This window comes from Neorhizobium galegae (assembly GCF_021391675.1).
GTDB lineage: Bacteria > Pseudomonadota > Alphaproteobacteria > Rhizobiales > Rhizobiaceae > Neorhizobium > Neorhizobium galegae_B.
Genome location: NZ_CP090095.1, coordinates 2,529,644 through 2,556,441, shown reverse-complemented (window position 1 = coordinate 2,556,441; position 26,798 = coordinate 2,529,644). Strand labels below are relative to the sequence as shown.

The 26,798-nt window shown below is 61.8% G+C and carries 24 protein-coding genes; 13 read left to right on the top strand and 11 right to left on the bottom strand.

Going from position 1 to position 26,798, the window contains the following annotated elements:
• Positions 1 to 5: 5 nt before the first annotated feature.
• The 5 genes from LZK81_RS12740 to LZK81_RS12720 all read right to left on the bottom strand — a co-directional run bounded on the left by LZK81_RS12740 (position 6) and on the right by LZK81_RS12720 (position 4,952).
• Positions 6 to 1,067 carry an ABC transporter ATP-binding protein gene (locus LZK81_RS12740; protein WP_233953516.1) on the bottom strand — a complete coding sequence of 354 codons (1,062 nt, stop codon included), beginning with the start codon at positions 1,065 to 1,067 and terminating at the stop codon, positions 6 to 8.
• 9 nt (positions 1,068 to 1,076) lie between these two features.
• Complete coding sequence (locus LZK81_RS12735; RefSeq protein ID WP_046625979.1) at positions 1,077 to 1,865, bottom strand: ABC transporter permease; 789 nt, start codon at positions 1,863 to 1,865, stop codon at positions 1,077 to 1,079.
• Complete coding sequence (locus tag LZK81_RS12730; RefSeq protein WP_046607436.1) at positions 1,862 to 2,737, bottom strand: ABC transporter permease; 876 nt, start codon at positions 2,735 to 2,737, stop codon at positions 1,862 to 1,864. Before LZK81_RS12730 ends, LZK81_RS12735 begins: the two co-directional genes overlap by 4 nt.
• 70 nt (positions 2,738 to 2,807) lie before the next feature.
• Positions 2,808 to 3,914 carry an ABC transporter substrate-binding protein gene (locus LZK81_RS12725; protein WP_046607437.1) on the bottom strand — a complete coding sequence of 369 codons (1,107 nt, stop codon included), beginning with the start codon at positions 3,912 to 3,914 and terminating at the stop codon, positions 2,808 to 2,810.
• A gap of 147 nt (positions 3,915 to 4,061) precedes the next feature.
• Complete coding sequence (locus tag LZK81_RS12720) at positions 4,062 to 4,952, bottom strand: MurR/RpiR family transcriptional regulator (protein WP_046607438.1); 891 nt, start codon at positions 4,950 to 4,952, stop codon at positions 4,062 to 4,064.
• Positions 4,953 to 5,122: 170 nt separating this feature from the next.
• Between LZK81_RS12720 and LZK81_RS12715 the strand changes: the two genes are divergently transcribed.
• From LZK81_RS12715 to LZK81_RS12680, 8 genes are all read left to right on the top strand, one after another.
• Positions 5,123 to 5,899 carry an N-formylglutamate amidohydrolase gene (locus LZK81_RS12715; protein WP_046608688.1) on the top strand — a complete coding sequence of 259 codons (777 nt, stop codon included), beginning with the start codon at positions 5,123 to 5,125 and terminating at the stop codon, positions 5,897 to 5,899.
• Positions 5,900 to 6,000: 101 nt separating this feature from the next.
• On the top strand, positions 6,001 to 7,551 hold the full coding sequence (locus LZK81_RS12710; protein WP_046607513.1) for an amino acid permease: 1,551 nt from the start codon (positions 6,001 to 6,003) through the stop codon (positions 7,549 to 7,551).
• 88 nt (positions 7,552 to 7,639) lie between these two features.
• On the top strand, positions 7,640 to 9,010 hold the full coding sequence (locus tag LZK81_RS12705) for a glutamine synthetase family protein (protein WP_046625984.1): 1,371 nt from the start codon (positions 7,640 to 7,642) through the stop codon (positions 9,008 to 9,010).
• A gap of 81 nt (positions 9,011 to 9,091) precedes the next feature.
• Entirely contained in the window at positions 9,092 to 9,556 is a 465-nt protein-coding gene (locus LZK81_RS12700; RefSeq protein WP_233953515.1) for a helix-turn-helix domain-containing protein, read from the top strand.
• Positions 9,549 to 9,965, top strand: coding sequence for a type II toxin-antitoxin system VapC family toxin (locus LZK81_RS12695; RefSeq protein WP_046625985.1), 417 nt, complete (start codon positions 9,549 to 9,551; stop codon positions 9,963 to 9,965). The genes LZK81_RS12700 and LZK81_RS12695 overlap by 8 nt, the downstream gene beginning before the upstream one ends.
• Before the next feature lie 36 nt (positions 9,966 to 10,001).
• Positions 10,002 to 11,387 carry an aldehyde dehydrogenase family protein gene (locus tag LZK81_RS12690; RefSeq protein WP_233953514.1) on the top strand — a complete coding sequence of 462 codons (1,386 nt, stop codon included), beginning with the start codon at positions 10,002 to 10,004 and terminating at the stop codon, positions 11,385 to 11,387.
• Positions 11,384 to 12,529 (top strand): iron-containing alcohol dehydrogenase, encoded by a 1,146-nt coding sequence (locus LZK81_RS12685; RefSeq protein WP_233953513.1) that lies wholly within the window; start codon positions 11,384 to 11,386, stop codon positions 12,527 to 12,529. Before LZK81_RS12690 ends, LZK81_RS12685 begins: the two co-directional genes overlap by 4 nt.
• A 218-nt stretch (positions 12,530 to 12,747) precedes the next feature.
• On the top strand, positions 12,748 to 13,464 hold the full coding sequence (locus LZK81_RS12680) for a ParA family protein (RefSeq protein WP_046625989.1): 717 nt from the start codon (positions 12,748 to 12,750) through the stop codon (positions 13,462 to 13,464).
• Between the two features lie 33 nt (positions 13,465 to 13,497).
• On the opposite strand, the gene LZK81_RS12675 is transcribed toward LZK81_RS12680, so the two are convergent.
• Together LZK81_RS12675 and LZK81_RS12670 are read right to left on the bottom strand one after the other, a co-directional pair.
• Positions 13,498 to 14,100 (bottom strand): ClpX C4-type zinc finger protein, encoded by a 603-nt coding sequence (locus tag LZK81_RS12675; protein WP_046607446.1) that lies wholly within the window; start codon positions 14,098 to 14,100, stop codon positions 13,498 to 13,500.
• A 127-nt stretch (positions 14,101 to 14,227) separates the two neighbouring features.
• Positions 14,228 to 15,622: a L,D-transpeptidase gene (locus tag LZK81_RS12670; RefSeq protein ID WP_370649337.1), complete on the bottom strand. Its 1,395-nt coding sequence runs from the start codon at positions 15,620 to 15,622 to the stop codon at positions 14,228 to 14,230.
• A 193-nt stretch (positions 15,623 to 15,815) separates the two neighbouring features.
• On the opposite strand from LZK81_RS12670, the gene LZK81_RS12665 reads away from it, so the two are divergent.
• From LZK81_RS12665 to LZK81_RS12655, 3 genes are all read left to right on the top strand, one after another.
• On the top strand, positions 15,816 to 16,655 hold the full coding sequence (locus tag LZK81_RS12665; RefSeq protein ID WP_233953512.1) for a DUF4432 family protein: 840 nt from the start codon (positions 15,816 to 15,818) through the stop codon (positions 16,653 to 16,655).
• A gap of 89 nt (positions 16,656 to 16,744) precedes the next feature.
• The gene (locus tag LZK81_RS12660; RefSeq protein WP_233953511.1) at positions 16,745 to 17,083 is read left to right on the top strand and encodes a TIGR01244 family sulfur transferase; all 339 of its coding nucleotides are present in this window, start codon (positions 16,745 to 16,747) and stop codon (positions 17,081 to 17,083) included.
• Between the two features lie 72 nt (positions 17,084 to 17,155).
• Complete coding sequence (locus LZK81_RS12655) at positions 17,156 to 17,497, top strand: RidA family protein (protein ID WP_233953510.1); 342 nt, start codon at positions 17,156 to 17,158, stop codon at positions 17,495 to 17,497.
• A gap of 60 nt (positions 17,498 to 17,557) precedes the next feature.
• On the opposite strand, the gene LZK81_RS12650 is transcribed toward LZK81_RS12655, so the two are convergent.
• The 4 genes from LZK81_RS12650 to LZK81_RS12635 form a co-directional block, all read right to left on the bottom strand.
• On the bottom strand, positions 17,558 to 19,219 hold the full coding sequence (locus tag LZK81_RS12650; RefSeq protein WP_233953509.1) for a thiamine pyrophosphate-binding protein: 1,662 nt from the start codon (positions 19,217 to 19,219) through the stop codon (positions 17,558 to 17,560).
• Positions 19,216 to 20,421 carry a CaiB/BaiF CoA transferase family protein gene (locus LZK81_RS12645; RefSeq protein WP_233953508.1) on the bottom strand — a complete coding sequence of 402 codons (1,206 nt, stop codon included), beginning with the start codon at positions 20,419 to 20,421 and terminating at the stop codon, positions 19,216 to 19,218. The genes LZK81_RS12650 and LZK81_RS12645 overlap by 4 nt, the downstream gene beginning before the upstream one ends.
• A 1-nt stretch (position 20,422) precedes the next feature.
• Positions 20,423 to 21,385, bottom strand: coding sequence for a DMT family transporter (locus LZK81_RS12640; protein WP_233953507.1), 963 nt, complete (start codon positions 21,383 to 21,385; stop codon positions 20,423 to 20,425).
• A gap of 115 nt (positions 21,386 to 21,500) precedes the next feature.
• Positions 21,501 to 22,439, bottom strand: a complete 939-nt coding sequence (locus tag LZK81_RS12635; protein WP_233953506.1) for an alpha/beta hydrolase — start codon at positions 22,437 to 22,439, stop codon at positions 21,501 to 21,503.
• 90 nt (positions 22,440 to 22,529) lie between these two features.
• On the opposite strand from LZK81_RS12635, the gene ettA reads away from it, so the two are divergent.
• Together ettA and LZK81_RS12625 are read left to right on the top strand one after the other, a co-directional pair.
• Positions 22,530 to 24,179 carry an energy-dependent translational throttle protein EttA gene (gene ettA / locus LZK81_RS12630; protein WP_038587644.1) on the top strand — a complete coding sequence of 550 codons (1,650 nt, stop codon included), beginning with the start codon at positions 22,530 to 22,532 and terminating at the stop codon, positions 24,177 to 24,179.
• Between the two features lie 226 nt (positions 24,180 to 24,405).
• Positions 24,406 to 26,703 carry a methyl-accepting chemotaxis protein gene (locus LZK81_RS12625; RefSeq protein WP_233953505.1) on the top strand — a complete coding sequence of 766 codons (2,298 nt, stop codon included), beginning with the start codon at positions 24,406 to 24,408 and terminating at the stop codon, positions 26,701 to 26,703.
• Positions 26,704 to 26,798: the final 95 nt, after the last annotated feature.

The window sequence follows — 26,798 nt, the reverse complement described above, 5'->3', positions numbered from 1 at the left end:
TGCGATCAGTCGCGAATGATCAGGAAGTCGTGGGCGTTGAAGCGCAGCGTCAGGGTTTCGCCCGACTGCGGCAGGACCGCATCCGGGGAATTGAACATGTCGAAGGAAATCTGGTTTCCTCCGACATCGAGCTTGGTGCGGATGACTGACCCCAGAAAATGCGAGGAGAGGACCTGGCCGGTCAGCGCCGTATCGCCCTTGGCATTTTCCAGGAGCGAACCGGCTTCCGGGCGCAGCGCGATCGAGAGCTTGTCGCCGCCCTTCAGCGCGCCGATCGATTCCCTCAGCCTGATGGTGTTTTCGCCGACCTTGACGGTGTTGGCCGCCGGATCGACGACGGTCGCCTCGATGATGTTGAGCGTGCCGACGAAGGAGGCGACGAAACGGGTGGTCGGACGATTGTAGATTTCCGACGGCGTGCCGATCTGGTCGGCGCGGCCGGCATTCATGACCACGACGCGGTCGGAGATCGACAGGGCCTCTTCCTGGTCGTGCGTCACGAAGACGGTGGTGATGCCGAGCCGGCGCTGGATTTCACGGATCTCTTCGCGCAATGACACGCGGATCTTTGCATCGAGCGCCGACAGCGGCTCGTCGAGCAGCAGGACCTGCGGCTTTGGCGCAAGCGCACGGGCGAGCGCCACGCGCTGCTGCTGGCCGCCGGACATCTGGTAGGGGTAGCGGTCGGCCAGATGGTCGAGGCTGATCAGATTTAGCATTTCCTTGACGCGCGTTTCGATCTCCGTCTTGGACTTGCCCGCCACCTTCAAGCCGAAGGCGACGTTGTCGAAGACGTTCATGTTCGGAAACAGCGCATAGGCCTGGAAGACCATGCCGATATTGCGCTGGTTGGTCTTCAGCGCGTTCTGGTTCCGGCCGTTTATCGAGATCGCGCCGTCGCTTGGGGCTTCGAACCCGGCGATCATGCGCAGCACGGTCGTCTTGCCGCAGCCCGACGGCCCGAGAAAGGAGACGAACTCGCCCTTCTCGATGGACATGTTGAAGTCCTTGACGACCTGCGTCTGGCCGAAACTCTTCTTGATACTTTCGAGAACGAGGAACGACATCAAAATTCCTTAAGGCCTGGACGGCGACAATTTGCCGAAGCGGGAAACGAGCTGGATCAGACCCATCGAGAGCCAGGTGATCGCAAATGCGATGACGGCGAGCGCCGAAGGTTCGTAAGCCTTGTTGGCGCCGACGAGCTGGAGATAGGGGCCGAAGGCCGGACGGTTGAGAAGGGCCGCCATGGTGAATTCGCCCATGACGATCGCAAACGTGATGAAGGCGCCCGAGAGCACGCCCGACATGACGTTCGGGAAAATGCAGCGGAACATGATCGTCGGCCACTTGGCGCCGAGAATTTCGGCAGCCTCCGTCAGCGTCCGCACATCGATGGTCCGCATCGCCGTATCGACCGAGCGGTACATGTAGGGAAGCGCCAGGGTCACGTAGGAAAAGGTCAGCAGGATGTTCGTGCCCTGCGTCGAGCCGGTGAACGGGATCCAGGACGAGGAATTGTAGAGGCGCAGGTAACCGAACACGATGACGATTGCCGGAATGACGAGCGGCAGGAGCGTGATGAATTCGATGACCGGCCGCATCTGCGGCAGGCGCAGCCGGACCCAATAGGCGGTCGGCACGATGAGCAGCATGCCGACGACGATCGTCACCAGCGCCATCAGCATCGAGAAGCCGAAGGTGGCGCGGAACTGAGCGTCCGTAAACACCGACTGGTAGGCATCGAAGGAATAGACGCCGCGCCGCATGCGCAGCGAGAACTCGAACGTGCCGATCAGCGGCACGAAGAAATAGATGGCGCCGATGGCGATCGCGATCCAGGCGAAGATCTTGTGAGCCTTCATTTCTGCCACCGTTCGGCGCGGCTGCGCAGCCAGATGTAGAGGATGTTGGAAATGCCGGTGATGACGATCATGCCGAGGGCCAGGGCATAGCCGAGATTCGGGTTATGCAGCACGTCGCCGCGGATCTGGGCGTAGAGCAGGATCGGCACGATGTTGAGCGAGGCACCGGTCAGCGCAAAGGCGGTCGCAATCGCGCCGAAGGCGTTGGCGAAAAGGAGGAGCGTGGCGCCCATCAGGCTCGGCCAGAGGATAGGCAGCACGACCATGCGCCAGTATTGCCACGTGGATGCGCCAAGGATTTCGGATGCCTCGCGCCACTCCTTCTTCAACCCGTCCAGCGCCGGTGTCAGGATCAGCACCATCAGCGGGATCTGGAAGAACATGTAGGTGATCGTCAGGCCGAAGAAGGAGAGAAGGTTGAAGCCGGTCGAATAGAGATTGAAGCCGAACCAGTCCCGCATGAAGATCGTGACCAACCCGGTCCGGCCAAGTGTCGCCAGGAAGGCGAAGGCGAGCGGCACGCCGGCGAAGTTCGAGGCAACGCCCGAAAAGGTCAGCAGGCTGGAGCGGATCCAGGACGGCACGCCGCCGAGCACGACCGCCCAGGCGAGGAAAAAGCCGATCAATGCGCCACCCAGCGCCGAGGCGACGGAGACCCGGATACTGATCCAATAGGCGCTCAGGATGGAAGGCGAAAAGAGATCGACAATATTCTGAAACGTGAATTCGCCGGCCGGATTGAAGAAGGCGCCGACGATCAGATAGAGCGTCGGAACAATCAGGAAGGCGAGCGCGAATACCATGAACGGCACGATGCCGAGCCAGTCCATGACTGTCCGGCGATCGATGAATGACGTGGAAGCGGTGGTCATGAATGCTGGCCATCCAGGGGAAACGGGAAAGCTCGCGCGCCGGGGGCGCGGGAGCTCAGTCTTGTTCCGATTACTTTGCGACGTTGGCGCCGACGACGCTATCCCATTTCTTGGTAATGGTTTCCTTGGCGGCGGCCTGCTGGGCGAGCGTCGGGAATACGGCCTTCTCATAGGCCGCTGCCGGAGGCAGGGCGTCGAGTAGGTTCTTCGGGATCTTGTTGTTCTTGGCAAGATCGTTGAAGCGGATCGGGTGGCAATATCCCTTCAGCCAACCGAGCTGACCTTCGTCGGAATAGAGGTATTCCATCCACAGCTTCGCAGCGTTCGGATGCGGAGCGAAGGCGGAGATCGCCTGGACATAGACACCTGCGACAACGCCGCTTGCCGGAACCACGACCTCGAAGGGAGGGTTGCCCTTCAGGCTTTGGCCCCAGGACAGGGCATTATAGTCCCAGGCGATGATGATCGGCGTGGTGCCCTGCGCGAACGGCGCGGCCTTGCCGGTCACCGGAACGAAGTTGCCCTTCTTGTTGAGGTCCGCGAAGAACTTCAGGCCTTCGTCGCCGGCCTTGGCAGAGTCTCCCTTGGCGCCGGAGAGGCCGGCAGCGAAGACGCCCTGGACGGCCTGGTTGGCGCTGCGCGGATCGCCGGCAAGCGCGACGGCATTGGCATAGTCGGACTTCAGGAGGTCGGACCAGTCCTTCGGCGACGTCTTGACGAGGTCCTTGTTCACCAGGAAGGCCAGAACGCCGTAATAGTCGCCGTACCAGTAACCGTCTGCATCCTTGGCATCGGCAGGGATCGAATCCCAGGTGGAGACCTTGTAGGGCTGGATCAGGCCGTCGGCCTTGGCGGACGGACCGAACGACAGGCCGACGTCGATGACGTCGGGGGCCTGCGGCCCCTTGTTGCCCTTGTTGGCCTTGATCGCTTCGATTTCGTCGCCCGAACCGGCATCCGGGTTCAGTTCGTTGACCTCGAGGCCGTATTTTGCCTTGAAGCCGGCGATGACGTCGCCGTAACCGCACCAGCTATGGGGCAGGGCGATCGTGGTCAGCGTGCCTTCCTTCTTGGCGGCTGCGATCAGCTCGGCGCTCGGCTCGGCGGCTGCGATGGCGGTGGAGGCGATGACGATGGCGGTCGTCAGGGAAAGAAGACGTTGGGTCTTGTTGAGCAAGGTATCCTCCTAGGGTTCAGATCGTGTGGTCCGGATCGTTTCGGCGCGACTCGTAGAGCCAGTTCATGTATCGTATGTGACAGCCCGGAGGATGAGCATTTGCTCATGAAACTCGCGGATTGCCGGCATATTTCTTGGCCCCGACAATCAGTCGGGACGGCTCTGGCGGCCCGGCCGGCGGAACAGCATCGTCCGCTCGAACAGGCCTTCCAGAGAGTTCATGCGTTCGCGGGTCTCCTCCCATGTCGCGCTCTGGACCGCTTCGATCAGCGCCTCGACGACGAAGAGAGTAATGACGGAGCTGTCCCAGGCCGACGGTGCCTCGATCCGCACCTTGAACGTATGCTGCGCATGTTTGGCAACAGGCGAGGCCCAGACGTCGGTCAACAAGATGATGACGACGCCGTTGGCCCTTGCGGCCTCTGCCAGCGTCGCCATCTCCTGCTCGTAGCGGCGGATATCGAAGATCACCAGGACGTCGCCGGCGCTCATGTTGAGAACATGCTGCGGCCAGGAACTGGAATTGGTGGAGATCAGGGTCGTCTTCGGTCGGATGACCTGCATGTGGGTGAAGAAATACTCGGCCAGCGCCCCGGTGATGCGGCCGCCGACGAAGTAGATGCCCCGGTTGCGATCACGCAGAAGTGCGGCGGCCCCTTCAAAGGTCGGAGTGTCGAGAGCTGAAAGCGTATCGCGCAGATTGGCGGTGATCGCGTCGGCGAAACGGTTGAGGATATGTGTGCCCGGCGCATTGGACGCCCAGCGGTCGTGCTTGGCGATCGGGTTGGAGAGCGTTGCCTCGAGTTCCTGGTGGAGATGCGACTGGAATTCCGGGTAGCCCTTGTAGCCGAGCTTCTGCACCATGCGCGCGACCGTCGGCGTCGAAACGCCCGCGTTCTCCGCGATCACAGTGATGCTGCCGAGCCCTGACACCGGATAGTTCTCCAATAGGCTGTCCGCCAACTGTTTTTCCGCGCGCGTCAGGCTGTCGTAACGAACACGAATGACATCCGATACGGTGCGTGCAGTTGGTGGCACTAAAGCTGTTCCCTCCGGTCTTCGCCGGTTGTCGAAGGATTAACAATCGTTTCTGCAGAGAAGTCAACGGTGCCTTTGAAGAGAAATTTTCAGAATCACGTTGACGGCAGCCGGAAAGTGAAGAATTCTCTTCTTAATCCAATTTAAACGATTTTTCCCGGAACGCGTTCATGCTGGTCCAGTCGGAATTCTTCTCGGAGGCGGATGGCGGGCCCGTTGCCGTGGACAATGCCGGCGGCCGGGGAGAGGTGCTTCTCGTCTGCGAGCATGCCTCGCGGCGCCTGCCGGAACGCTATGGCGATCTCGGGCTTTCCGCGGATGCGCTCGCCTCGCATATCGCCTGGGATCCGGGAGCGCTTGCCGTTTCCCGGCTGATGTCGAAGAGCCTCGACGCGACGCTGATCCACCAGCGGTTTTCGCGGCTCATCTACGACTGCAACCGGCCGCCGGATTCGCCCGCCGCCATCCGCGACGTGTCCGAGATCTTCCGGATTCCCGGCAACGAAAACCTGTCCGAGGCAGAGAAATCGCGTCGGACCACGGCACTCTACCTGCCGTTCCACGGCCGCATCCGCGAGGAGATCGCGGCGCGGCGGGCACGGGGACTTCAGACGGTGCTCGTCACCATTCACAGCTTTACGCCGGTCTATTTCGGCAAGCAACGCCCGGTCGAGATCGGCGTGCTTCACGATACCGACAGCCGGCTTGCCGATCGGATGCTGCAGGCCGCATCCGACACGCATCTCTACCGCGTCGAGCGCAACGAGCCTTACGGGCCGGCGGACGGCGTGACACATACACTGGAAGTCCACGCCCTGCCGGCGGGGCTTCTCAATGTCATGATCGAAATCAGGAACGATCTCATAACAGACGAAACCGGCCAGGGGGTCGTGGCCGATTTCTTGACAGGATTGCTGCGGGAAAGCCTCGCAGACATCCAAGGATAAGACCCGGGGAGCAGCAGCTCGCATGCCTGCGGTCGATCGCCGCGGGAAGGACAAACCGGATGGCCGCGATGGCGCGGTCTTTCTGCCAACAGGGGGAAGTCATGTCCGAATATACCGAAGGCGACAAAAAGCAGGATACCCATATCCTGCATTCCATGGGCTATGCGCAGGAACTCGAGCGCCGCATGAGCTCGTTTTCAAACTTTGCTATTTCCTTTTCCATCATTTGCATTCTCTCCGGCGGCATCAACTCGCTGGGCCAGGCGACTGCCGGCGCCGGCGGCGCGGCGATCGGCATCGGCTGGCCGCTCGGCTGCCTGATTTCCGGCATCTTCGCGCTCGGGCTGGCGCAGATCGGCTCGGCCTATCCGACGGCGGGCGGCCTCTATCACTGGGGATCGATCCTCGGCAACCGCTTTACCGGCTGGCTTTCCGCCTGGCTTAACCTGCTCGGCCTCGTCACCGTTCTCGGCGCCATCAATGTCGGGACGTTCTATTTCTTCTTCGGCGCCTTCGGCCCGACTTTCGGCATCGAGGATACGCTGACACACCGCGTGGTTTTCGTTGCCATCATCACCGGGCTGCAGGCCGGCATCAATCATTTCGGCATAGGTCTGACCGCGAAACTCACCGACTTTTCCGGCTATCTGATCTTCGCGACCGCGATCCTCCTGACGATCGCATGCCTTATCGCAGCCCCCGGCTTCGATTTCGCGCGGCTCTTCACCTTCGCCAACTATACCGGCACGGAGGGGGCGGCGCTCGTCTGGCCGAATAGCGTTTCCGGCGTGATGGCATTCCTTCTCGGCCTGCTCCTGCCGATCTACACGATCACCGGTTATGACGCCTCGGCCCATACATCCGAGGAAACCGTCAAGGCGGCGGAATCCGTGCCGCGCGGCATGGTCTCGGCCGTCGTATGGTCCGCTGTGTTCGGCTACATCATGCTGTGCTCCTTCGTACTGATGATACCCAACATGGACGATGCGGCCAAGCAGGGCTGGAACGTGTTCTTCTGGGCGATGGACGCGCAGATGAACCCGACCGTGAAGAGCATCCTGTATTTCCTGATCTTCATCTCGCAGCTGCTTTGCGGACTGGCTACCGTCACCTCGCTATCGCGGATGATCTTCGCCTTCTCGCGCGACAAGGGCCTGCCTGCGTCGTCGGTGCTCGCCAAGGTCAGCCCGAAATACCGTTCGCCCGTCGCGGCGATCTGGACCGGCTCCATCCTCGCCGTCCTGTTCGTCTGGTTTACCTCGGCGATCACCATTGCCGGCACGCCGGCCTATTCGATCGTCGTGTCCTGCACTGTCATCTTCCTGTTCCTGTCCTTCGCCCTGCCGATCGCGCTCGGGCTGTTCACGATCGGCACGGCGAAATGGCCGAACATGGGACCCTGGAACATGGGTATTCCGGCCTACAGGCTGATCGCCGTCCTGGCGATCATCTCGATGATCGTCATCTTCTTCATCGGCATCCAGCCGCCGAACGACTGGGCGCTCGAAATTACCGTCGGCTTCCTGGTGCTGACCGGGATCGTCTGGTTCGCCTTCGAGAACCGGCGCTTCATGGGACCGCCGATCGGCGAGGCCATCGCCAAGCGGCAGGCCGAGATCGCTGCTGCGGAAGCGGCTGTCGGAGAAAAGTAAGCGCGACCGGGCTTAACGCCCCTATGATCCCGCCGCCACGACACTCGAGAGGTTGTGGCGGTTCACCCTTTTGAAACGGATGTGAGGCATGACCCCGATTTACTCCTTCGACGATCTGAAACGCGATGTTGCCGACGGCCGCATCGATACGATCATCGCCGCCCAGGTGGACATGCAGGGCCGTCTGATGGGCAAGCGGTTCCAGGCGGAATATTTCGTCGAGAGCGCCTATCAGGAAACGCATAGCTGCAACTACCTGCTTGCGACCGATATCGAGATGGAGACCATCTCAGGCTACAAGGCGACCAGCTGGGAACAGGGCTACGGCGACTATACGATGAAGCCGGACCTTGCGACGCTGCGCAAACTCCCTTGGCTCGAAGGCACGGCGCTGGTCCTCTGCGACGTGCTCGACCATCACACCCATGCCGAAGTGCCGCATTCGCCGCGCGCCATCCTGAAGGCCCAGGTGAAGCGGTTGGAAGCGATGGGCATGTCCGCCTTCATGGCGACAGAACTCGAATTTTTCCTGTTCGACCAGACCTACGATCAGGCCCGCGAAAGCGGCTACCGCAACCTCAAGCTGGCGAGCGGCTATAACGAGGATTACCACATCTTCCAGACCACCAAGGAAGAGGAGGTGATGCGGGCGATCCGCACCGGGCTGCAGGGGGCCGGCATTCCGGTCGAGAACTCCAAGGGCGAGGCCTCGGCCGGCCAGGAGGAAATCAACGTTCGTTACGCCGATGCGCTGACCATGGCCGACCGGCACGTGATCATCAAGAATGCGGCCAAGGAGATCGCCTGGGGCAAGGGCAAGGCGATCACCTTCCTCGCCAAGTGGAACTATTCGGCCGCCGGCAGCTCGTCGCACATCCACCAGTCCCTGTGGAGCGCCGACGGCAAGACGCCGCTGTTCTTCGACAAGGACGGCGAGCACGGCATGTCGGAACTGATGAAACATTATATCGCCGGGCTGCTTAGCCATGCCGGCGAGATCACCTATTTCCTGGCGCCCTACATCAATTCCTACAAGCGTTTCATGGCCGGTACGTTCGCGCCGACCAAGGCCGTCTGGTCGAAGGACAACCGCACCGCCGGCTACCGTCTCTGCGGCGAGGCGACCAAGGGGATCCGTATCGAATGCCGTGTCGGCGGTTCCGATCTCAACCCCTATCTCGCCATGGCGGCGCTGATCGCTGCCGGAATCGACGGCATCGAGAAGAAGATGGCGCTGGAGCCGGCCTTCGTCGGCGATGCCTATGGCGGCAATGGCATTCGCGAAATCCCGAAAACGTTGCGCGATGCGATCGATCTGATGAACGGATCGGAACTGCTGCGCTCGGCCTTCGGCAACGACGTCATCGACCACTATGTCCGCGCCGGCCAATGGGAGCAGGAGGAATACGATCGCCGTGTGACGGACTGGGAAGTGGCACGTGGCTTCGAGAGGGCTTGAGATAATCGCAACAACCATATTGCGATTTTTGTCTTTATCGCATCATGCTATGGTTGCGATGACGGCAATCCGGAGACGGTCATGGGAACGATCGACAGCGCCTGGTTTTATGAAAAGCTGGCTGAGAAAGGCAGTTCGTTGCGGGATATGGCGCGCTTCATGGAGCTCGATCCCAGCGCGGTCTCGCGCATGCTGAACGGCGAGCGGAAGATGAGCGCGGAAGAGCAGGACCGGATTTCGGCCTTTCTCGGGCTGGATCTCAATGAGGTTGCAGCTCATCGACGTGGCGACATGGGAGGCTTGTCGGAGCGTAAACAGGCGGCCTATGAGCTCCGGCTGCCGCCGCCCGAACGTCCCGTGAAGATGTTTACGGAAGCCGACATCATCTACAAGGATGGCAAGCGCTGGATGGAAAAGGATGACGGCACCCTGATAGAATTGCATCCCGCCTACGGTTGCATGAAGGGTACGATGACGATCCCTCCGGATCTTGACCTTACAGCGCCTGTCGATCCCGATTGGGGTAAAGTCTACGAGGATGACTGATCGATATCTATTGGACACCTGCGCCGTCATTTGGCTTGCGAACGGTGCTCCGCTCGGTCGGGACGCCAATACGGTTCTCAGCGAGAATCGCGCACGGAGTGGAGCTTTGGTTATTTCGTCGATGTCGGCATGGGAGATCGGGATGTTGGTCAGCAAAGGTCGATTGCCGACAGCTAAAAATGCAGCGGCCTGGTTTAACGACGCGCGCGGGATGATTGGCGCTGATATTATGGATATATCCCAATCGGCTTTAGTGGAGGCTTCCTTCCTCCCGCAACCCATCCATAACGACCCCACGGACCGCATTCTGATCGCTACCGCCCGCGAAAACGACCTGACAATCATCACGCGCGATCGCGCAATCCTTGCCTATGGCGATGCCGGCCATGTTCGCACCCTTGCCTGTTAAGCCTTCGGGCCTGTTGAATTTCTGGAGTATGTATCAATGACAATGATCCAATGTATCTCGCCGGTGGACGGCTCGGTCTATGCCGAACGTCCTGCCCTGTCGCCGGAGGCCGCTGCGGAAGCCGTCGGCCGCGCTCGGCATGCGCAGAAATCCTGGGCGAAACGGCCGCTCGAGGAGCGTGTCCAGCTCGTGCTCAAGGGCGTCGCGCGTCTCAACGAGATGGTCGAGGAAGTGGTGCCCGAGCTTGCGTGGATGATGGGCCGGCCGGTGCGCTACGGCGGCGAGTTCAAGGGGTTCAACGAGCGCTCCAATTACGTCGCGTCGATCGCTGCCGATGCGCTCGCTCCGCTGCGCGTCGAGGACAGCGCCACGTTCGAACGTCGCATCGAACGGGAGCCGCATGGGGTCGTGTTCGTCATCGCGCCGTGGAACTACCCCTATATGACGGCCATCAACACGGTCGCGCCGGCGCTGATGGCCGGCAATGCGGTCGTCATCAAGCACGCGTCCCAGACGCTGCTGGTCGGCGAGCGGATGGTGCGCGCCTTCGTCGAGGCCGGCGTTCCGGAAGACGCCTTCCAGAATGTCTTCCTCGACCACGCGACGTCAGCCAAGCTGATTTCCGAAGGGCTGTTCAACTTCATCAATTTCACGGGCTCTGTCGAAGGCGGACGTTCGATCGAACGCGCCGCCGCGGGCACCTTCACCGGCATCGGCCTCGAACTCGGCGGCAAGGACCCCGGCTACGTGATGGAGGACGCCGATCTTGAGGCCGCCGTCGATACGCTGATGGACGGCGCGACCTACAATTCCGGCCAGTGCTGCTGCGGCATCGAGCGCATCTACGTGCACGAATCGCTCTACGACGCCTTCGTCGAGAAGTCGGTCGCCTGGGTGTCGAATTACAAGCTCGGCAATCCGCTCGACAAGGAAACGACGCTCGGGCCGATGGCCAACAAGCGTTTCGCCAGGGTGGTGCGCCAGCAGATCGCCGACGCGGTCGCAAGCGGTGCCAAGGCGCTGGTCGATCCGAAGCTCTTTCCGGCCGATGACGGCGGCGCTTATCTTGCGCCGCAGGTATTGGTTGACGTCGATCATTCCATGGAGATCATGCGTGAGGAGACTTTTGGCCCGGCCGTCGGTATCATGAAGGTGAAGACCGACGACGAGGCGATCGGCTACATGAACGACAGCCGCTACGGGCTGACGGCGTCGCTGTGGACGCCGGATGTCGATCGCGCCAACCGGATCGGCAGCCAGCTCGAAACCGGCACGGTGTTCATGAACCGCGCCGACTATCTCGATCCGGCGCTCGTCTGGACCGGCGTCAAGGAAACCGGGCGAGGCGGTTCGCTCTCCGTCCTCGGTTTCCACAACCTGACCCGCCCGAAATCCTACCATCTCAAGAAGGTCACGAAATGAATATCGTCGCGAACTGGAGCTATCCGACCGCCGTCAAGCTGGGCCGCGGACGCATCAAGGAACTGGCGGACGCCTGCAAGACGCTCGGCCTCAGCAAGCCGCTTCTGGTCACCGACCGGGGACTTGCCTCGATGGCGATCACCGGCCACGCGCTCGACGTGCTCGAAGAAGCGGGCCTCGGCCGTGCGATCTTTGCCGACGTCGATCCGAACCCGAACGAGAACAACCTCGAAGCCGGCATCAAGGCCTACAATGACGGTGGCCATGATGGCGTCGTCGCCTTCGGCGGCGGTTCGGGCCTCGATCTCGGCAAGCTGATTGCCTTCATGGCTGGCCAGACGCGGCCGGTCTGGGATTTCGAGGATATCGGCGACTGGTGGACCCGCGCCGATGCTTCGAAGATCGCGCCGATCGTCGCCGTGCCGACCACGGCCGGCACCGGTTCGGAAGTCGGCCGGGCAGGGGTGCTCACCAATTCCGTCACCCATGTGAAGAAGATCATCTTCCATCCGAAACTGCTGCCGGGCGTCGTCATCTGCGATCCGGAACTGACGATGGGCATGCCGAAGGTGATCACCGTCGGCACCGGTATGGACGCGTTTGCCCATTGCCTGGAAGCCTATTCGTCGCCCTTCTACCATCCGATGTCCGGCGGGATCGCGCTCGAAGGCATGCGGCTGGTCAAGGAATTCCTGCCGCGCGCCTACAAGGACGGCGCGGATCTCGAAGCGCGCACCAACATGATGTCGGCCGCGGCCATGGGGGCGGTCGCCTTCCAGAAGGGGCTCGGCGCCATCCATTCGCTGTCGCATCCGATCGGGGCGGTCTACAACACCCATCACGGCATGACCAACGCGGTCGTCATGCCGCCGGTGCTGCGCTTCAACCGTCCGGCGATCGAGGAGAAGATCGCCCGCGCCGCGGCCTATCTCGGCATCGCCGGAGGGTTCGACGGGTTCTACGGTTATGTCCTGTCGTTGCGTTCGGAACTCGGCGTACCCGAAAATCTCACGGCGATGGGAATCAAGCCCGACCGAATCGATGAGCTGACGGCCATGGCGATGGAGGACCCGAGTTGCGGCGGCAACCCCGTCACCATGACGATGGAGAATACCAAGGCGCTTTTCCTCGCCTGCTTTTAAGACTTCCAGACCCCGGAGCATCGGCGTCAATCAAGCCCGGAGGCCCAAACCTCCGGGCTTTTCGGCGTTTTAGAGCCAAAAGCTAAATCTCCTGAGTGATATTAATGGTGGTTAAATTTGCAATTCGTTAACCATGTTTGGAAAGGATGTGCCCATGACACCATGCTTCCCGGTGTCCTCGTGAGCGATGTGGCTCAAGACTTGTTCGAGGACCGAAAATGCCAGTAATTTCCTTTGCCAATGCCAAGGGTGGAGCCGGAAAAACGACCGCTGCGCTCCTGCTCGCCACCGAACTTGCCCATCAGGGTTTTCGCGTCACCGTCATCGATGCCGATCCGCAGCGCTGGATCAGCCAATGGTTCGAGACCTCCGGCGCGGTGCGCAACATCGACGTGGTATCGGAAGTCACACTCGCATCGCTGCAATGTCATCTCCGGGAAATGGCATCGCGCACCGACTATTTCATTATTGACCTCGCCGGCGCCCGTGATGCGCTGGTCACCACGGCGATCGGCCTTTCCGATCACGTGATGATCCCCGTCCAGGGTTCGGCCATGGACGCGAAGGGGGCGGCGCAGATCCTCGACCTGCTGTCCTACATGAAGGAGAAGGCCGGTCTGGTGATCCCGCATTCGGTGGTGCTGACGCGGGTGACGTCCATGGTTACCACGAAGGCGCTGCTGACCATCAAAGGGCTTCTGGCAGCCCGCGGCGTGCATGTCCTCGATACGCCGATCGGCGAACGAATCGCCTTCAAGGAGCTCTTCGAGACCGGCGGCACGCTCCACACGCTCGATCAGGCCAAGGTCAGCAATCTCGACAAGGCGAAGGAAAACGCCCGGTCCTACGCACAGGAAGTCATGCGTCTCATGCCCGTCAAGATCACCCGGTCGGTGGCGTCGCGCCTCTTCGGATTGGGCCGCTACGCCGCCTGATACGGCCCGAGTTCTATTGATCCCAGGATTTTGCTAGGAGGCGGTCGGTTCGAAAGAGCCGACCGCCTTTGCATATGCACCGGCCGCCTGGGTGGCTGCGGCTGCAATCGCGATGAGGTCGGGCTCTTCCTGATTGGCCGGGACATTGCGCGCGGCGACGAAACGGTCGCGCATCTGACGCCAGTTCTGCTGGGCGAGGCTGCTGATTTCATTCGGCGGCATTCCGGATGTCGTCAGGATCTCGATCGTCAGCAGGTCGAACCGATCCTCTGAGTGCATATAGCTCCAGCCGATCAGTCTGCATTGGGGAAGCGACGCGACGAGGGCGTGCAGCATTTGCCCGAGCGCGATACGTTCGGGAGCGCCCAGCAGGACTTCGTCATGGGCGAGCGGTATTGCGATCGACTTCTCATGATCTTTTTCGGCATGGCGACGGAAACCGGGCGGGCCGGAATTTTCAAGCATGACCTGGTTGCAGACGAATATGCAACGATTGCAGATCGCCGTGGCCGCCGGACCCGCAATGATCATCTCGACAGTGCGGCGGTTCTCACCGCAAAAGGAGCAGACAGCGCCGTCGTCTCCGCGTCCGAAGAGGAGAGACAGCGCGCCCTTCAGTCTCGTTGGGAAGTCCATTCCATCCACCGCCGATGCACATGTCTTTCGGAAAAAACCAGGACCTCTTTTGCCCGAAGCCAGATTGTCAGGCAAACAAAAAGCCGTCGGCAGCGGGTGCCGACGGCTGATGTGTTGTTCCGGGATCTTACTCGGTGAACTCGACCGTCGTGCCGGGCTTGACCATCTTGGCGAGTTCTCTTGCATCCCAGTTGGTCAGGCGGACGCAGCCGTGGCTGTTGGTCTTGCCGATCTTGGAGGGTTCCGGCGTGCCGTGGATGCCGTAGGTGGGCTTCGAGAGCGCAATCCAGACCGTACCGACCGGGCCGTTCGGACCCGGCGGGATCTGCAGGATCTGGTCGTTATTGCCCTGCTTGAAATTGATTTTCGGATTGTAGGTGTAACCGGGATCGAGCGCTATGCGTTCGACCGTATGGGTTCCGGTCGGTGAAGGCGTATCGGTCGAGCCGATGGTGGCCGGATAGGCGGCGATCAGGCGCCCGTCCGCGCCGTAAGCGAAGACTTGTTTCCTGGCTTTGTCGGCGAGAATGCGGGTGACCTGACCGGCCTTCGGCTGGCCGGGATTGATGACCTTGATGGTCGAGCCGGGGATGGTGAAATCGACACCGGGATTGAGCGCCTTGAGATAACCTTCGTCCATGTGGAACTGCTCGGCGAGCTTTTCGGTCACGGACATATAGGACATCGCCGGAAGCTGCGATTTATGCGCGTAGTCTTCCGGGATCGACGCGACATAGGGACCGGCGGCATCGGCCGGCGTGATCGTATAATCGATGATGGGCAGGCCGCCCGAATAGGTCAGCCGCTGCAGGATGTCCTCGGAATTGTTCGGATCGAGCGTCTCGCCGGTCATTTCCTGCCAGGCGGCGATCGCCTTGTTGACGTTGTCGCCGAGATGGCCGTCGATGACGCCGGGCGAGATGCCTTCACGGTCCAGGAAAACCTGAAGTGCCGCGATCTGGGCCTGCGGTTTCTTGGTGACGGTGATGATCGGTTTCTGCGGCAGAAGCGTTTCCGCCGGCCGCTGGTCCGGTTCGATCGAGGCTTCCTGCGGATAGCCGGTGTCGGCGCCGGGAAGGGCCTGATCATCCAGCGGCATGCGGCTGACCGAGCCTTGCCCCGGGATCCCGCCGGTAACGGCCCCGGGTTCGCCCGGCCGGTATTCGCGGTAATCGCGATAACCGCCCGCACCCTGCTGATAGCCGCCCGAATCGCGCAGAGACCGGTAACCGCCCGGCACGGGCGGATATTCCTGCGTCCGGTTGGGGCGATAAGTTTCCTGGCGGACCTCGGTTGCGACGACATTGCCGAAATGGTCGATGAGGACGCGGCGCCCCATGCCGTCACGGCTGATGATGACGTCGCCGCGGTCGGGCACGTAGTCCAGGATCGAGCCGTCAGGAGCGACGAGCATTGTTTCCGAGGGATAGCGGCCGTAGCGGTTCTGCGCCTCGGCGGAGGGAATTCCCTGTGCCGCGGTCAAGATCACCAGACTTGCGCATGCAAAAAATAGCCGCTTCACGATGTCACCGACTTCCTTGTTTCCTACTTAAACGTAATCGGGAAATCGGACATTGGTTCCCGCCCGTTCGCCTGTCGCCACAGACAAGTTAAATTTGACCGTAGTGTGGAAAAAGTGAATTCGTCATGAACACACCGTTAAATTCACGTCACGATCGGTTAGAAGTTTTGACGAAACCGTGAAGGGAATGATTATGAAGGCTTTTTCCGCCGCTAACGGACCGAGGATTTTCCTCGACGAGAGCTCCGTTCTCGATATCGGAGGCTGTTTCATCGGCGATGTGGACCTTGCTCCGGGCCGTGCCATTCCGGACGACGGAGATCCGCGAATCGATCACTCGCTCGAAGGCTTTCTCTTCACCTGCGGGCCGGATCATATCCGTCATCCGGAGGCGATCGAAGGCGCCTCCGACGGCCGGAAATATCCGCTGCACGGATCCTTCTCTTCCCACCCCGCCGAAATCCTGTTCTGGGATGCGCAAGGGCCGGATGCGGAGTGCCGTGCCCGCGTGCCGCTGACCCTTGCGACCGGTGAGACGGCCTTCCTCGAACGCCACTGGCGGATCGACGGGGCGACGGGCGAGGTGAGCCTGTCGGACAAGGTCACCAATACCGGCTCGAAGCCGTTCGCGCGGGTGCATATGTACCACATGAATATCGGCGCCTGGCTGTTCGACGACCGGGTCCGGCTGAGTGGCGCGATGCTCGACAACGGTGGCTTCCCCTGGACCTTTGGAGGCGAGACCGGCGGCATATTCTGCGTCCCGGCGGCGCCCGAGGGCGAGCAGTGGGCCGAGATTGCGCTCGGTCCGATCGCAGCGATCGGCGGACTGACGCTGAAGGTGAAGTTCAGGACCGATACGCTTGCGCATCTGCAGGTCTGGCGGAACCAGAAGGCGCCGGCGCATGTGCTTGGGATAGAGCCGGTTTCACATCGCCTGGCAAGCCGCCAGGAACTGGCGGCAAACGGAGAACTCGGCTTCGTCAAACCCGGCGAAAGCGTCGAATACGGCCTGCGCTTCTGTTTCGTCTGAGACCTGCCGTCCGGCGACCGTCGCCCGATTGACGCCCGGGCGGCACCGTCGTAATGCTGGCGCCTCAATCGGAACGGAGGGCTCAAGCCATGGATATCCGCCAGATCAACGACGAGTATTCCGTCACCGGCCAGATCACCGTCGAGGATCTCGACCAGGTCAAGGCCATGGGGTTCAAGTCGGTCGTCTGCCATCGTCCGGACGACGAAGAGCCGGGCCAGCCGCACTTTGCCGAGATCGAGGCCCGCGCTCAGGAACTCGGCCTCGACATCCGCCACATCCCGGTCGGACGCATGGGCGTCGACGAACAGGGCATCAACGCGATGGTCGATGCGCTGGACGAATTCCCGCGCCCGATGCTCGGCTTCTGCCGGTCCGGCGCCCGTTCGACGGCGATCTACGAAAAGAGCCAGCATCTGCGCGGCTGAAGATTTTCCGCGGCCTCGTGTTTTTTCGCGCGGGGTCTTTTCCCGAAGCTCAATTTTTTTGAGGAGAATTCCATGAGCATCCAGCGTATCGAGCCGGCCGCCCGCATGAGCGGCGCCGTCGTCCACGGCAACACCGTCTATCTGGCCGGCCAGGTCGGCGAAGGTGAGAGTGTCACCGACCAGTGCAAGGACGCGCTCGCCGAAGTCGACCGCCTGCTGGCAGCCGTCGGTTCCGACAAGTCGAAGATCCTGCAGACGATCATCTACCTCTCGGACATCGCCTATTTCGGCGAAATGAATGCCGTCTGGGAAGGCTGGATCGACCCGGCCAACCCGCCGGCCCGCGCCACCAGCGAAGCCAAGCTCGCTGCGCCGAAATACAAGGTCGAGTTCATCGTCACGGCTGCGATCTGATCGCTGCCGATCCGAATCAAAAAGCCGGCCTATCGCTCTGATAGGCCGGCTTTTTCTGTTTCATGCCTTTTCGCGGATCTGGGTCAGTGTCCGCGTCGGCGTGATCGCTTCCGGGTCGAGCCGGACCTCGATGATCGAAGGCTTGCCGCTTGCTCGCGCCCGCTCATAGGCCGGACCGAACTCCTCCGTCTTCTCGACCAGTTCGCCGTGCCCGCCAAAAGCCTTGGCATAGGCGACGAAATCCGGGTTGACGAGGTCGGTGGCGCTGACGCGGCCCGGATATTCCCGCTCCTGGTGCATGCGGATCGTGCCGTAGATGCCGTTGTTGACGAGCACGGTGATGATCGGCAGTCCATAGCGGACGGCGGTGATGAACTCCTGACCGTGCATCATGAAGCAGCCGTCGCCGGCAAAGCAGACGACTTCGCGCTCCGGAAACAGCTGTTTTGCAGCAACCGCGGCCGGCAGGCCGTAGCCCATCGAACCGGAGGTCGGGGCGGACTGGGTGTTGTATTTCCGGAAGCGGTGGAAGCGATGCAGCCAGGTGGCGTAATTGCCGGCGCCATTGGTGAAGATCGCGGTATCGGGCGTGTTTTCCTCGATCCATTGCATGATCGGACCCATATGCACGGCGCCGGGGCCGGTTTCGGGCGGTGTCGACCATTTCAGATAGGCGTCGTGCAGCGCCGATTTCCGTTCGGCCCAGATCGGGGCGGCCGGCGGTTCGAGATCCTTCAGCGCGGCGACGAATTCCGCCGGAGCGGCGCAGATCGCCAGATCCGGCCGGTACATGCGGCCGAGTTCCTCCGGATCGGGGAAGACATGGACGAGCTTCTGCTTCGGATAGGGGATATCGATCAGCGTGTAGCTGGAGGAGGGCATTTCCGACATGCGGCTGCCGAGCAGGACCAGCAGATCCGCCTCTTTCACCGCCTTGGCGAGCACCGGGTTGATGCCGATGCCGACATCGCCGGCATAGGAGGGATGCAGGTGATCGAACAGCATCTGGCGGCGGAAGGAGCAGCCTACGGGCACCTTGAAGCGGCTGGCGAAATCCGCGAAGTCCGCAACCGCCTGCTCGCTCCAGCGGGTGCCGCCGAGGATGAACATCGGACGCTCGGCGTTCCTGAGCATGGTTTCGAATGCGGCGATCTGGCTTTTGCCGGGATGGCTTTCGACCGGCATGTAGGCGCGCGCGTCGACTGCCTCGACCTCTTCGACCAGCATGTCTTCCGGCAGCGTCAGCACGACCGGACCGGGGCGGCCCGAGGTGGCGACCGCAAAGGCGCGGGTGACGAATTCGGGAATGCGGCGGGCATCGTCGATCTCGCCGACCCATTTGGCGAATTCGGTGAAGGCGCGACGGTATTCGACTTCCTGGAAGGCTTCGCGCTCCTTCATCTCGCGGGCGATCTGGCCGACGAAGAGGATCATCGGGATCGAATCCTGTTTGGCGATATGCAGGCCGGCGGAGGCATTGGTGGCGCCGGGACCGCGGGTCACCATGCAGATGCCCGGTTCGCCGGTCAAACGACCCCAGCTGTCGGCCATCATCGCGGCACCGCCTTCCTGGCGGCAGACGAGCACCTCGATGCCGCTTTCATACAGCGCGTCGAGCACGGCGAGATAGCTCTCGCCCGGAACGCAGGAGATGCGCTTGACGCCGTTCGCCTTCAGCGCCTCGACGATGAGCTGCCCTCCGGTCTTCATGACGGTGTTCATTTTTTTTCTCTCCCCTCTTTTTCGATTTGATCGAGTTGCGCCAGCACGTCTGCGGTATGTTCGCCAAGCGCCGGGCTCGGCCGGTGATAGACAAGCGGCGTTTCCGACAGCACGATCGGGCTGCGCACGCCCGGAATGACCGTGCCGTCGGCCGCTTCGAGGTCGATTCGGAGCCCGCGCTCCTTGACCTGCGGGTCGTCGAACATTTCGGCGATCGAATTGATCGGCCCTGCCGGCACGGCATTGTCGCCGCAAGCGGCGAGCAGCTCGGCCTTCTTCCATTTCGATGTCTGCGCCAGGATCAGCCGGCGCACTTCGACGCGGTTGGCGACGCGCGCCTTGTTGGTGGCGAAACGCTCGTCGTCGGCCATCCCGTCGATGCCGAGGATGCGGCACAACCGGCGGAACTGGCCGTCATTGCCGACCGCGAGGATCAGGTGACCGTCTTCGGTCGGCACGACCTCATAGGGGCTGATGTTCGGATGGGCATTGCCGAGCCGCACCGGCGCCTCGCCGGAAACCAGGTAATTCATGTTCTGGTTGGCGAGGATGCCGGCCTGAACGTCGAGCAGTGCCATGTCGACATGCTGGCCTTCGCCGGTCTTCATCGCATGGATCAGCGCGCCCTGGATGGCGGTCACCGCGTAGATGCCGGTGAAGATGTCGGCGATCGCGACGCCCGCCTTCATCGGCTGGGCGTCGGGCTCGCCGGTGATCGACATGAAGCCCGACATGCCCTGGACGATATAGTCGTAGCCGGCGAGATTGGCGTAGGGGCCGTTCTGGCCGAAACCGGTGATCGAGCAATAGATCAGCTTGGGATTGATCTTTTTCAGGCTCTCGTAGTCGAGGCCGTATTTGACGAGGCCGCCGAGCTTGAAGTTCTCGATCAGCACGTCGGCGGTCGCTGCCAGCCGGCGGACGATGTCCTGGCCTTCCTCGGTCTTCAGGTCGACGGCGATCGAGCGCTTGCCGCGATTGGTGGCGTGGTAATAGGCGGCGGACAGGTTCTCGCCGTCCTTGCCCTCGACGAAGGGCGGCCCCCAGGCGCGGGTGTCGTCGCCGCCGTCGGGGTTTTCCACCTTGATGACGTCGGCGCCCATGTCGGCCAGCATCTGGCCTGCCCAGGGACCGGCAAGCACGCGGGCGAGCTCGATGACGCGGATGCCGGTAAGCGGCGGTTTTTTGGGTGTCTGGGTCATGTCACGGGGTCACGGTTGACTTGGCGGTGCTGGTTACCGGCTTCATGGAGGCTACGCGGCGTTCGCGCCAGATGATGTAGAGGCCGGAGCCGATGATGATCGAAATGCCGAGCCATTTGACCGGATCGGGGAAGTCCCCGAAAACCAGCCAGCCGAACAGCGTCGCCGAGACGATCTCGAAATATTGCAGCGGTGCAATCACGGATGCCGGCGCGGCCCGATAGGCATAGACGGCAAGGATGCCCGACAGCGCTGCGAAAGCGCCGACGCCCGCGAGCCACAGCAGTGTCGTCCAGTCCGGTATGGAGGGTGCCAGGAAGGCGATACCGGTCCTATCGCCGACAAAGAGCAGAATGGCGGAGATCGGAATTCCCCAGAGCGCCATCTGGAACTGCATCGACCACGGGTCTTCGCGATGCGCCAGCGCCCGCGTCAGGATCGCGAAGATCGCCACGCAGAAGGCGGTGACGATCGGCAGCAGCGCCACGAAGCCGATCTCCTGGAAGCTCGGGCGGATGACGATCATGGCGCCCACGAAGCCGGCCGCGCAGGCGGTATAACGCCGCCAGCCGATGATCTCCTTGAGGAAGATGCTGGAAAGCACGGTGAGGATGATCGGTTCGACGAAGAAGATGGCGATTGCATCGGCCACTTCCATGACCGCCAGGGTCGCCACGAAGCAGACCATCGAGACCGTGATGAGGGTCGCGCGGATCGCATGGAAGACGCTGAGCCGCCAGGAAAATGCCCGCCAGTAACCGTTCCACAGCACGATCGGCAGCATGCAGAGCGCCTGGAAGACGAAGCGGGCGGCGGTGATGAAGGTGGGCGACGCGGTATCGGTCGCAAGCTTGGAAAAGATGTCGATAAAAGGGGCGATCAGCATGGCGATCAGCATCAGACCCATACCGTTGACGATCCGGTTCGGGGCTGATGCGGCAAGGCTTGCGGGCGACGAATTCATGAATTTCCTATAGCCGGGACCGGCCCCGGAAGCACTTGATTAAATGTCATGAACTCATTCCGTTTGATATGCAGGGCCGTTTGATATGAAGGGCCGTTTGATAGTGACTGCCGATTCAGATCGCCGGCGCCGGGACGGGCAGGGCGGCTCTGGCCCAGGCGGCGAACTCGGCGGTGGCGCGTGCCCGCACCGTATCGTTCAGCGTTTCGTGGCGCGTGCCGGGCCAGATCTTGGTTGTGACATTCGAAAAGCCGCTGCGCTTGAAATGCTCCGAGAGCCACAGGATTTCGCGGCCGCCATTGGTTGCCGGGTCTTCCGCACCGCCGATCAGGTGGATCGGCAGGGTTTTCGCCAGCCGATCGGTCATCTTCGGAGCACGGAAGGTGAGTTCGAAGAGGTCGAGCCACAGCGAGACGCTGGCGTCGAAGCCGCAGAGCGGATCGGCGATATAGGCGTCGACGATTTCCGGGTCGTGGCTCAGCCAATCGAATTCCGTGCGGTGACCGGCAATCGATTTCCCCCAGGCGCCAAACGTGAGTTTCGGCAGAAGCCCGCTCGGCACGTCGGAGCCTTTCAAGGCTTTTTCGATGCGCAGGATCACCTGGGCGGCGCGGCCCGCGAGGCCGGGATGGAAGTTGGAATTCCAGACCGCAACCGCATCGAAGCTTTCGGGATGATCGACGGAGGCGTTGAGCGCGATCAGGCCGCCCATGGAATGGCCGAAGAGCAGCACCGGCAGGCCGGGATGGGCACTAGTTGCCATGTCACGCATGGCCTTGACGTCCTCCAGCACCAGATCGACGCCGTCGTACCTGGCAAAACGGCCGATCGGCGCGTCCGGCGCCGTCGTCTCGCCGTGGCCGCGATGGTCGAAGGCGTAGACATGGAAGCCGTGCCCGGCCATCGTCTCGGCAAAAGCCTTATAACGCCTGGAATGCTCGGCAAGCCCGTGTGAGATCAGCAGGATGGCGTTGGCCGGCTCAGTCGCCGGTTGGTAATGATAGGCAAGGTTCGCGCCCGTCGGGCTCGAGAACCGCCTCGTTTCGTCGAACATCCTCGCTCCCTCGACCGTTCGCGCATTGCTCCCGGCTCCCAATTCGCCTACATAGCGGCAAACCGAAATCCCCCCGGAGCACTTTTATCCATGGCACGTCAGTTCATCTATCACATGTCGGGACTCAACAAGTCCTACGGCGCCAAGAAAATCCTTGAGAACGTCAATCTGTCTTTCTACCCCGATGCCAAGATCGGTATCCTCGGCCCGAACGGCGCCGGTAAGTCGACCGTGCTGCGCATCATCGCCGGGCAGGACAAGGAATATACCGGCGAAGCCTGGCTCGCAGAAGGCGCGACCGTCGGTTACCTGGAGCAGGAGCCGCATCTCGATGCGTCCAAGACCGTTTTCGAGAACGTCATGGAAGGCGTCGCCAAGAAGACGGCCGTCCTCGACCGGTACAACGAACTGATGATGAACTATTCCGACGAGACAGCGGACGAGGGCGCCAAGCTTCAGGACGTCATCGACAGCCAGAACCTCTGGGATCTGGAAAGCCAGGTCGAGATGGCCATGGAGGCGCTGCGCTGCCCGCCGCGCGATTCGGAAGTCACCAGCCTGTCGGGCGGTGAGCGCCGCCGCGTCGCTCTCTGCCGTCTCCTGCTGTCGCAGCCAGACCTGCTGCTGCTCGACGAACCGACCAACCACCTGGACGCCGAGACCATCGCCTGGCTCGAAAAGCATCTGCGCGATTATCCGGGCGCCGTGATGATGATCACCCACGATCGCTACTTCCTGGACAACGTCACCGGCTGGATCCTCGAACTCGACCGCGGCCGCGGCATTCCTTACGAAGGCAATTACTCGGCCTACCTGCTTGCCAAGGCCAAGCGCATGCAGCAGGAAAACCGGGAAGAGGCAGGCCGCCAGAAGGCGATCAGCCGCGAACAGGAATGGATCGCTTCCAGCCCGAAGGCGCGTCAGGCAAAATCCAAGGCCCGCATCAAGTCCTACGAACAGCTGGTGGAGGCCGCCGACAAGCAGCGTCCCGGCGACGCGCAGATCATCATCCCGGTCAGCGAGCGTCTCGGCCAGGTGGTCATCGAGATGGAAGGCATCACCAAGGGCTTCGAGGGCCGCACGCTGATCAACGACCTGTCGATCAAGCTGCCGCCGGGCGGCATCGTCGGCATCATCGGCCCGAACGGCGCCGGCAAGACCACGTTGTTCCGGATGATCACCGGCCAGGAAACGCCGGATGCCGGCACGGTCCGTATCGGTGAGACGGTCCATCTCGGTTATGTCGATCAGAGCCGCGATGCGCTTGCTGCCGACAAGACCGTCTGGGAGGAAATCTCTGGCGGCGCCGAAATCATCAAGCTCGGCAAGTTCGACATGAACTCCCGCGCCTATTGCGGTGCGTTCAACTTCAAGGGCGGCGACCAGCAGCAGAAGGTCGGCAATCTCTCGGGCGGCCAGCGCAACCGCGTTCACCTTGCCAAGATGCTGAAGGCCGGCGGCAACGTTCTGCTCCTCGACGAACCGACCAACGACCTCGATACGGAAACGCTGGGTGCGCTCGAAAGCGCGCTGGAAAACTTTGCCGGCTGCGCGATCATCATCAGCCATGATCGCATGTTCCTCGACCGCCTGGCGACGCATATTCTCGCCTTCGAAGGCGACGGCCATGTGGAGTGGTTCGAAGGCAATTTCGAGGACTATGAACAGGACAAGGTCCGCCGCCTCGGCCCCGACGCCCTCAACCCGGGCAGCCAGGCCCACAAGCGCCTGACTCGTTAATATCTTTTAGCTTTGTCTAAGTTAGAACCCCGGCTTTGCCGGGGTTTTGCATTCTGGGCAGGTTAATAAATGCTAAATCTCGCACCCCCAAATTTAGGGGGATTTCTTGTGTGAGCTAATCAAGACAATTGCAAAGATTGCGGCGCAATTTCGCCCTCGGGGAAGGTCCATGATTTGCGGGCCTTATACGCTGTCATGACGACGGGGCCATTTCGAGGGTTTATTTATGCTGCGTCTCATCGAGCGCTTGCCTTTCCGTATGTCTTTGACGCTTCTCGCGTCCATTCCGCTTCTGGCTGTCATTACGCTGGGTGCGCTTTCGAGCCTGGATGCCTATGCCCAGTACCGCGAATTGAATCGTGCGGTCGTGCTTGAAAGGCTCGCGCTGGCCGCGGGCGATCTCATGAATGCCATTCCGCTGGAAAGCTCAGTGGCGCCGGCGCAACGCCCCGACGCGCGGAGCAAGCTGGACGCCGCGCAGAGGAAGGTCGTCGAACTCCACAAGCAGATCGACGCGAATGGCTATAGCGAGCCGGGCCTGCGTGACCTCGCCAGGTCGCTGGAGGAACGTTATGCGCGCATGGGTGAATATCGCGCCAAGATCGATGGCGGCGACACCAATCAGCTTCTCTCGGCGCAATATGTAAGCCCGGTCTCCGAGCGGGGCCTGGACATTATCGGCCGCGTTGCGAGCCTCACGGAAGACCGCGAACTGGCGCGTTATCTCGACGGTTATCAGTCGCTGGTTCAGGTGAACAACGGCTACGCGATCATCAACCGCATGGGTCAGCAGTATAGCAAGAACGGCACGCTCGCCCCCGAAGAAGTCGCGCGCTACATGCAGGGCCGTCAGCAGACCCGCATCTTCGAAAAGCCGTTTCGCAATCTTTCGTCTCCGGACGTCGTCGCGAAGTTCGACGCCTATTGGCAGACCGCCGACGGCGTGCTGATTGCGAACACGCTGAAGGGTATCGAAACGTACAAGGGCTATACGCCGGCTCCTGGCGATTTCGACACCTGGACCAATGCGATGAACAAGCGTCGCGAATACACCGGCGCCTTGATCGATCAGGCGGCCGCCGACATCAAGAACCTTGGTGATGATAAATCGTCCTCGGCCGCATCCAGCCTGCAAGTGATGTTCGCATCGCTCGGGTTCTTCATTGTCGCGGTCATCGCGCTCAGCGTTCTCATCGCCCGTAGCCTGTCGGGCTCGATCCGCAAGATCGGCGATCGCATGGCAAGCCTCGCTTCGGGCAATACGGATGACGCGATCCCTTACGCGGACCGCAAGGACGGCATCGGCGAGATGGCGCGCTCGGTCGAGATTTTTCGCCAGGCCGCCATTCGCAACCGCCAGCTCGAATCCGAGGCCGAAAGCACGCGCCGCCGCTCGGAGGCCGAGCGTCTCGAACTGCAGCAGCAGACGGAGGCGGAAGCGGAAGCACGCCTCTCCCAGGCGACAGGCGCCCTTGCCGCAAACCTGCGGCGGCTTGCCGCCGGCGACATGCTTTGCGAAGTCAATGAAGCGCTTGCGCCGCAGTTCGAAGGACTGCGCCACGACTTCAATACCTCGGTCCGCCAGCTGCGCGACGCGCTGCTCAGCGTCGGCAATTCGGTTTCCACCGTCACCAGCGGCTCGAAGGAAATCTCCGACGCCTCCGACAACCTGTCGAAGCGCACCGAGCAGCAGGCTGCTTCGCTGGAAGAAACAGCAGCAGCACTCGAGGAGATCACCGCCAACGTCGTTTCGACCTCGAAGCGCACCGGCGAGGCTCGCGACGTCGTCCGCGACGCACGGACCCGCGCGGACCATTCGGGCCAGGTCGTCCGCAACGCGGTTTCTGCCATGGAACGGATCGAGAAGTCGTCGCAGCAGATCGGCCAGATCATCGGCGTGATCGACGAGATCGCCTTCCAGACCAACCTGCTGGCGCTGAACGCCGGCGTGGAAGCGGCGCGTGCCGGCGAAGCCGGCAAGGGTTTTGCGGTCGTCGCACAGGAGGTCCGCGAACTCGCCCAGCGCTCGGCAAACGCCGCCAAGGAAATCAAGTCGCTGATCTCCAACTCGGCGGTTGCGGTCAGCGAAGGCGTCAAGCTCGTCAGCGAGACCGGCGAGGGGCTCAGCGTCATCGAGCAACTGGTTCAGACCGTCAATGGTCACATGGATGCGATCGCAATCGCGGCACAGGAACAGTCGGTCGGCCTTGCGCAGGTCAACACCGCCGTCAACCACATGGACCAGTCGACCCAGCAGAATGCCGCCATGGTCGAAGAGATGAACGCCGCAGGCGCCGGCCTTGCCCAGGAGAGCGGCAAGCTCAGCGATCTCCTCTCGCACTTCCAGCTCGGTGGCAGCGCCTCGGGCCAGCTTCGCGAGACGGCAAGCCGCATGCGCGCGCCGGCAGCTCCGGCATCGCGCCCGGTCGCTGCTGCACCAAGCCGTCCGGCGCCGGCGCGCGCTCCGGTTTCCCGTGGAAATACGGCCCTCGCGCAATCCGCCGACGAGTGGGAAGAATTCTGATCTTCCTGGCACCAACAAAACTTAAAGAGGGCGGCTTCGGCCGCCTTCTGCGTTTCAGGCGACCTCGTCGGATTCATCAGTTGCCGCTTGCATAG

Coding starts and splice junctions, on each gene's coding strand:
- LZK81_RS12640 (WP_233953507.1), bottom strand. CDS start 21,385: ATGAATTCGTCGCCCGCAAGCCTTGCCGCATCAGCCCCGAACCGGATC.
- LZK81_RS12660 (WP_233953511.1), top strand. CDS start 16,745: ATGGATATCCGCCAGATCAACGACGAGTATTCCGTCACCGGCCAGATC.
- LZK81_RS12740 (WP_233953516.1), bottom strand. CDS start 1,067: ATGTCGTTCCTCGTTCTCGAAAGTATCAAGAAGAGTTTCGGCCAGACG.
- LZK81_RS12690 (WP_233953514.1), top strand. CDS start 10,002: ATGACAATGATCCAATGTATCTCGCCGGTGGACGGCTCGGTCTATGCC.
- LZK81_RS12675 (WP_046607446.1), bottom strand. CDS start 14,100: ATGGACTTCCCAACGAGACTGAAGGGCGCGCTGTCTCTCCTCTTCGGA.
- LZK81_RS12635 (WP_233953506.1), bottom strand. CDS start 22,439: ATGTTCGACGAAACGAGGCGGTTCTCGAGCCCGACGGGCGCGAACCTT.
- LZK81_RS12625 (WP_233953505.1), top strand. CDS start 24,406: ATGCTGCGTCTCATCGAGCGCTTGCCTTTCCGTATGTCTTTGACGCTT.
- LZK81_RS12645 (WP_233953508.1), bottom strand. CDS start 20,421: ATGACCCAGACACCCAAAAAACCGCCGCTTACCGGCATCCGCGTCATC.
- LZK81_RS12665 (WP_233953512.1), top strand. CDS start 15,816: ATGAAGGCTTTTTCCGCCGCTAACGGACCGAGGATTTTCCTCGACGAG.
- LZK81_RS12710 (WP_046607513.1), top strand. CDS start 6,001: ATGTCCGAATATACCGAAGGCGACAAAAAGCAGGATACCCATATCCTG.
- LZK81_RS12705 (WP_046625984.1), top strand. CDS start 7,640: ATGACCCCGATTTACTCCTTCGACGATCTGAAACGCGATGTTGCCGAC.
- LZK81_RS12680 (WP_046625989.1), top strand. CDS start 12,748: ATGCCAGTAATTTCCTTTGCCAATGCCAAGGGTGGAGCCGGAAAAACG.
- ettA (WP_038587644.1), top strand. CDS start 22,530: ATGGCACGTCAGTTCATCTATCACATGTCGGGACTCAACAAGTCCTAC.
- LZK81_RS12735 (WP_046625979.1), bottom strand. CDS start 1,865: ATGAAGGCTCACAAGATCTTCGCCTGGATCGCGATCGCCATCGGCGCC.
- LZK81_RS12650 (WP_233953509.1), bottom strand. CDS start 19,219: ATGAACACCGTCATGAAGACCGGAGGGCAGCTCATCGTCGAGGCGCTG.
- LZK81_RS12730 (WP_046607436.1), bottom strand. CDS start 2,737: ATGACCACCGCTTCCACGTCATTCATCGATCGCCGGACAGTCATGGAC.
- LZK81_RS12700 (WP_233953515.1), top strand. CDS start 9,092: ATGGGAACGATCGACAGCGCCTGGTTTTATGAAAAGCTGGCTGAGAAA.
- LZK81_RS12655 (WP_233953510.1), top strand. CDS start 17,156: ATGAGCATCCAGCGTATCGAGCCGGCCGCCCGCATGAGCGGCGCCGTC.
- LZK81_RS12685 (WP_233953513.1), top strand. CDS start 11,384: ATGAATATCGTCGCGAACTGGAGCTATCCGACCGCCGTCAAGCTGGGC.
- LZK81_RS12695 (WP_046625985.1), top strand. CDS start 9,549: ATGACTGATCGATATCTATTGGACACCTGCGCCGTCATTTGGCTTGCG.
- LZK81_RS12715 (WP_046608688.1), top strand. CDS start 5,123: ATGCTGGTCCAGTCGGAATTCTTCTCGGAGGCGGATGGCGGGCCCGTT.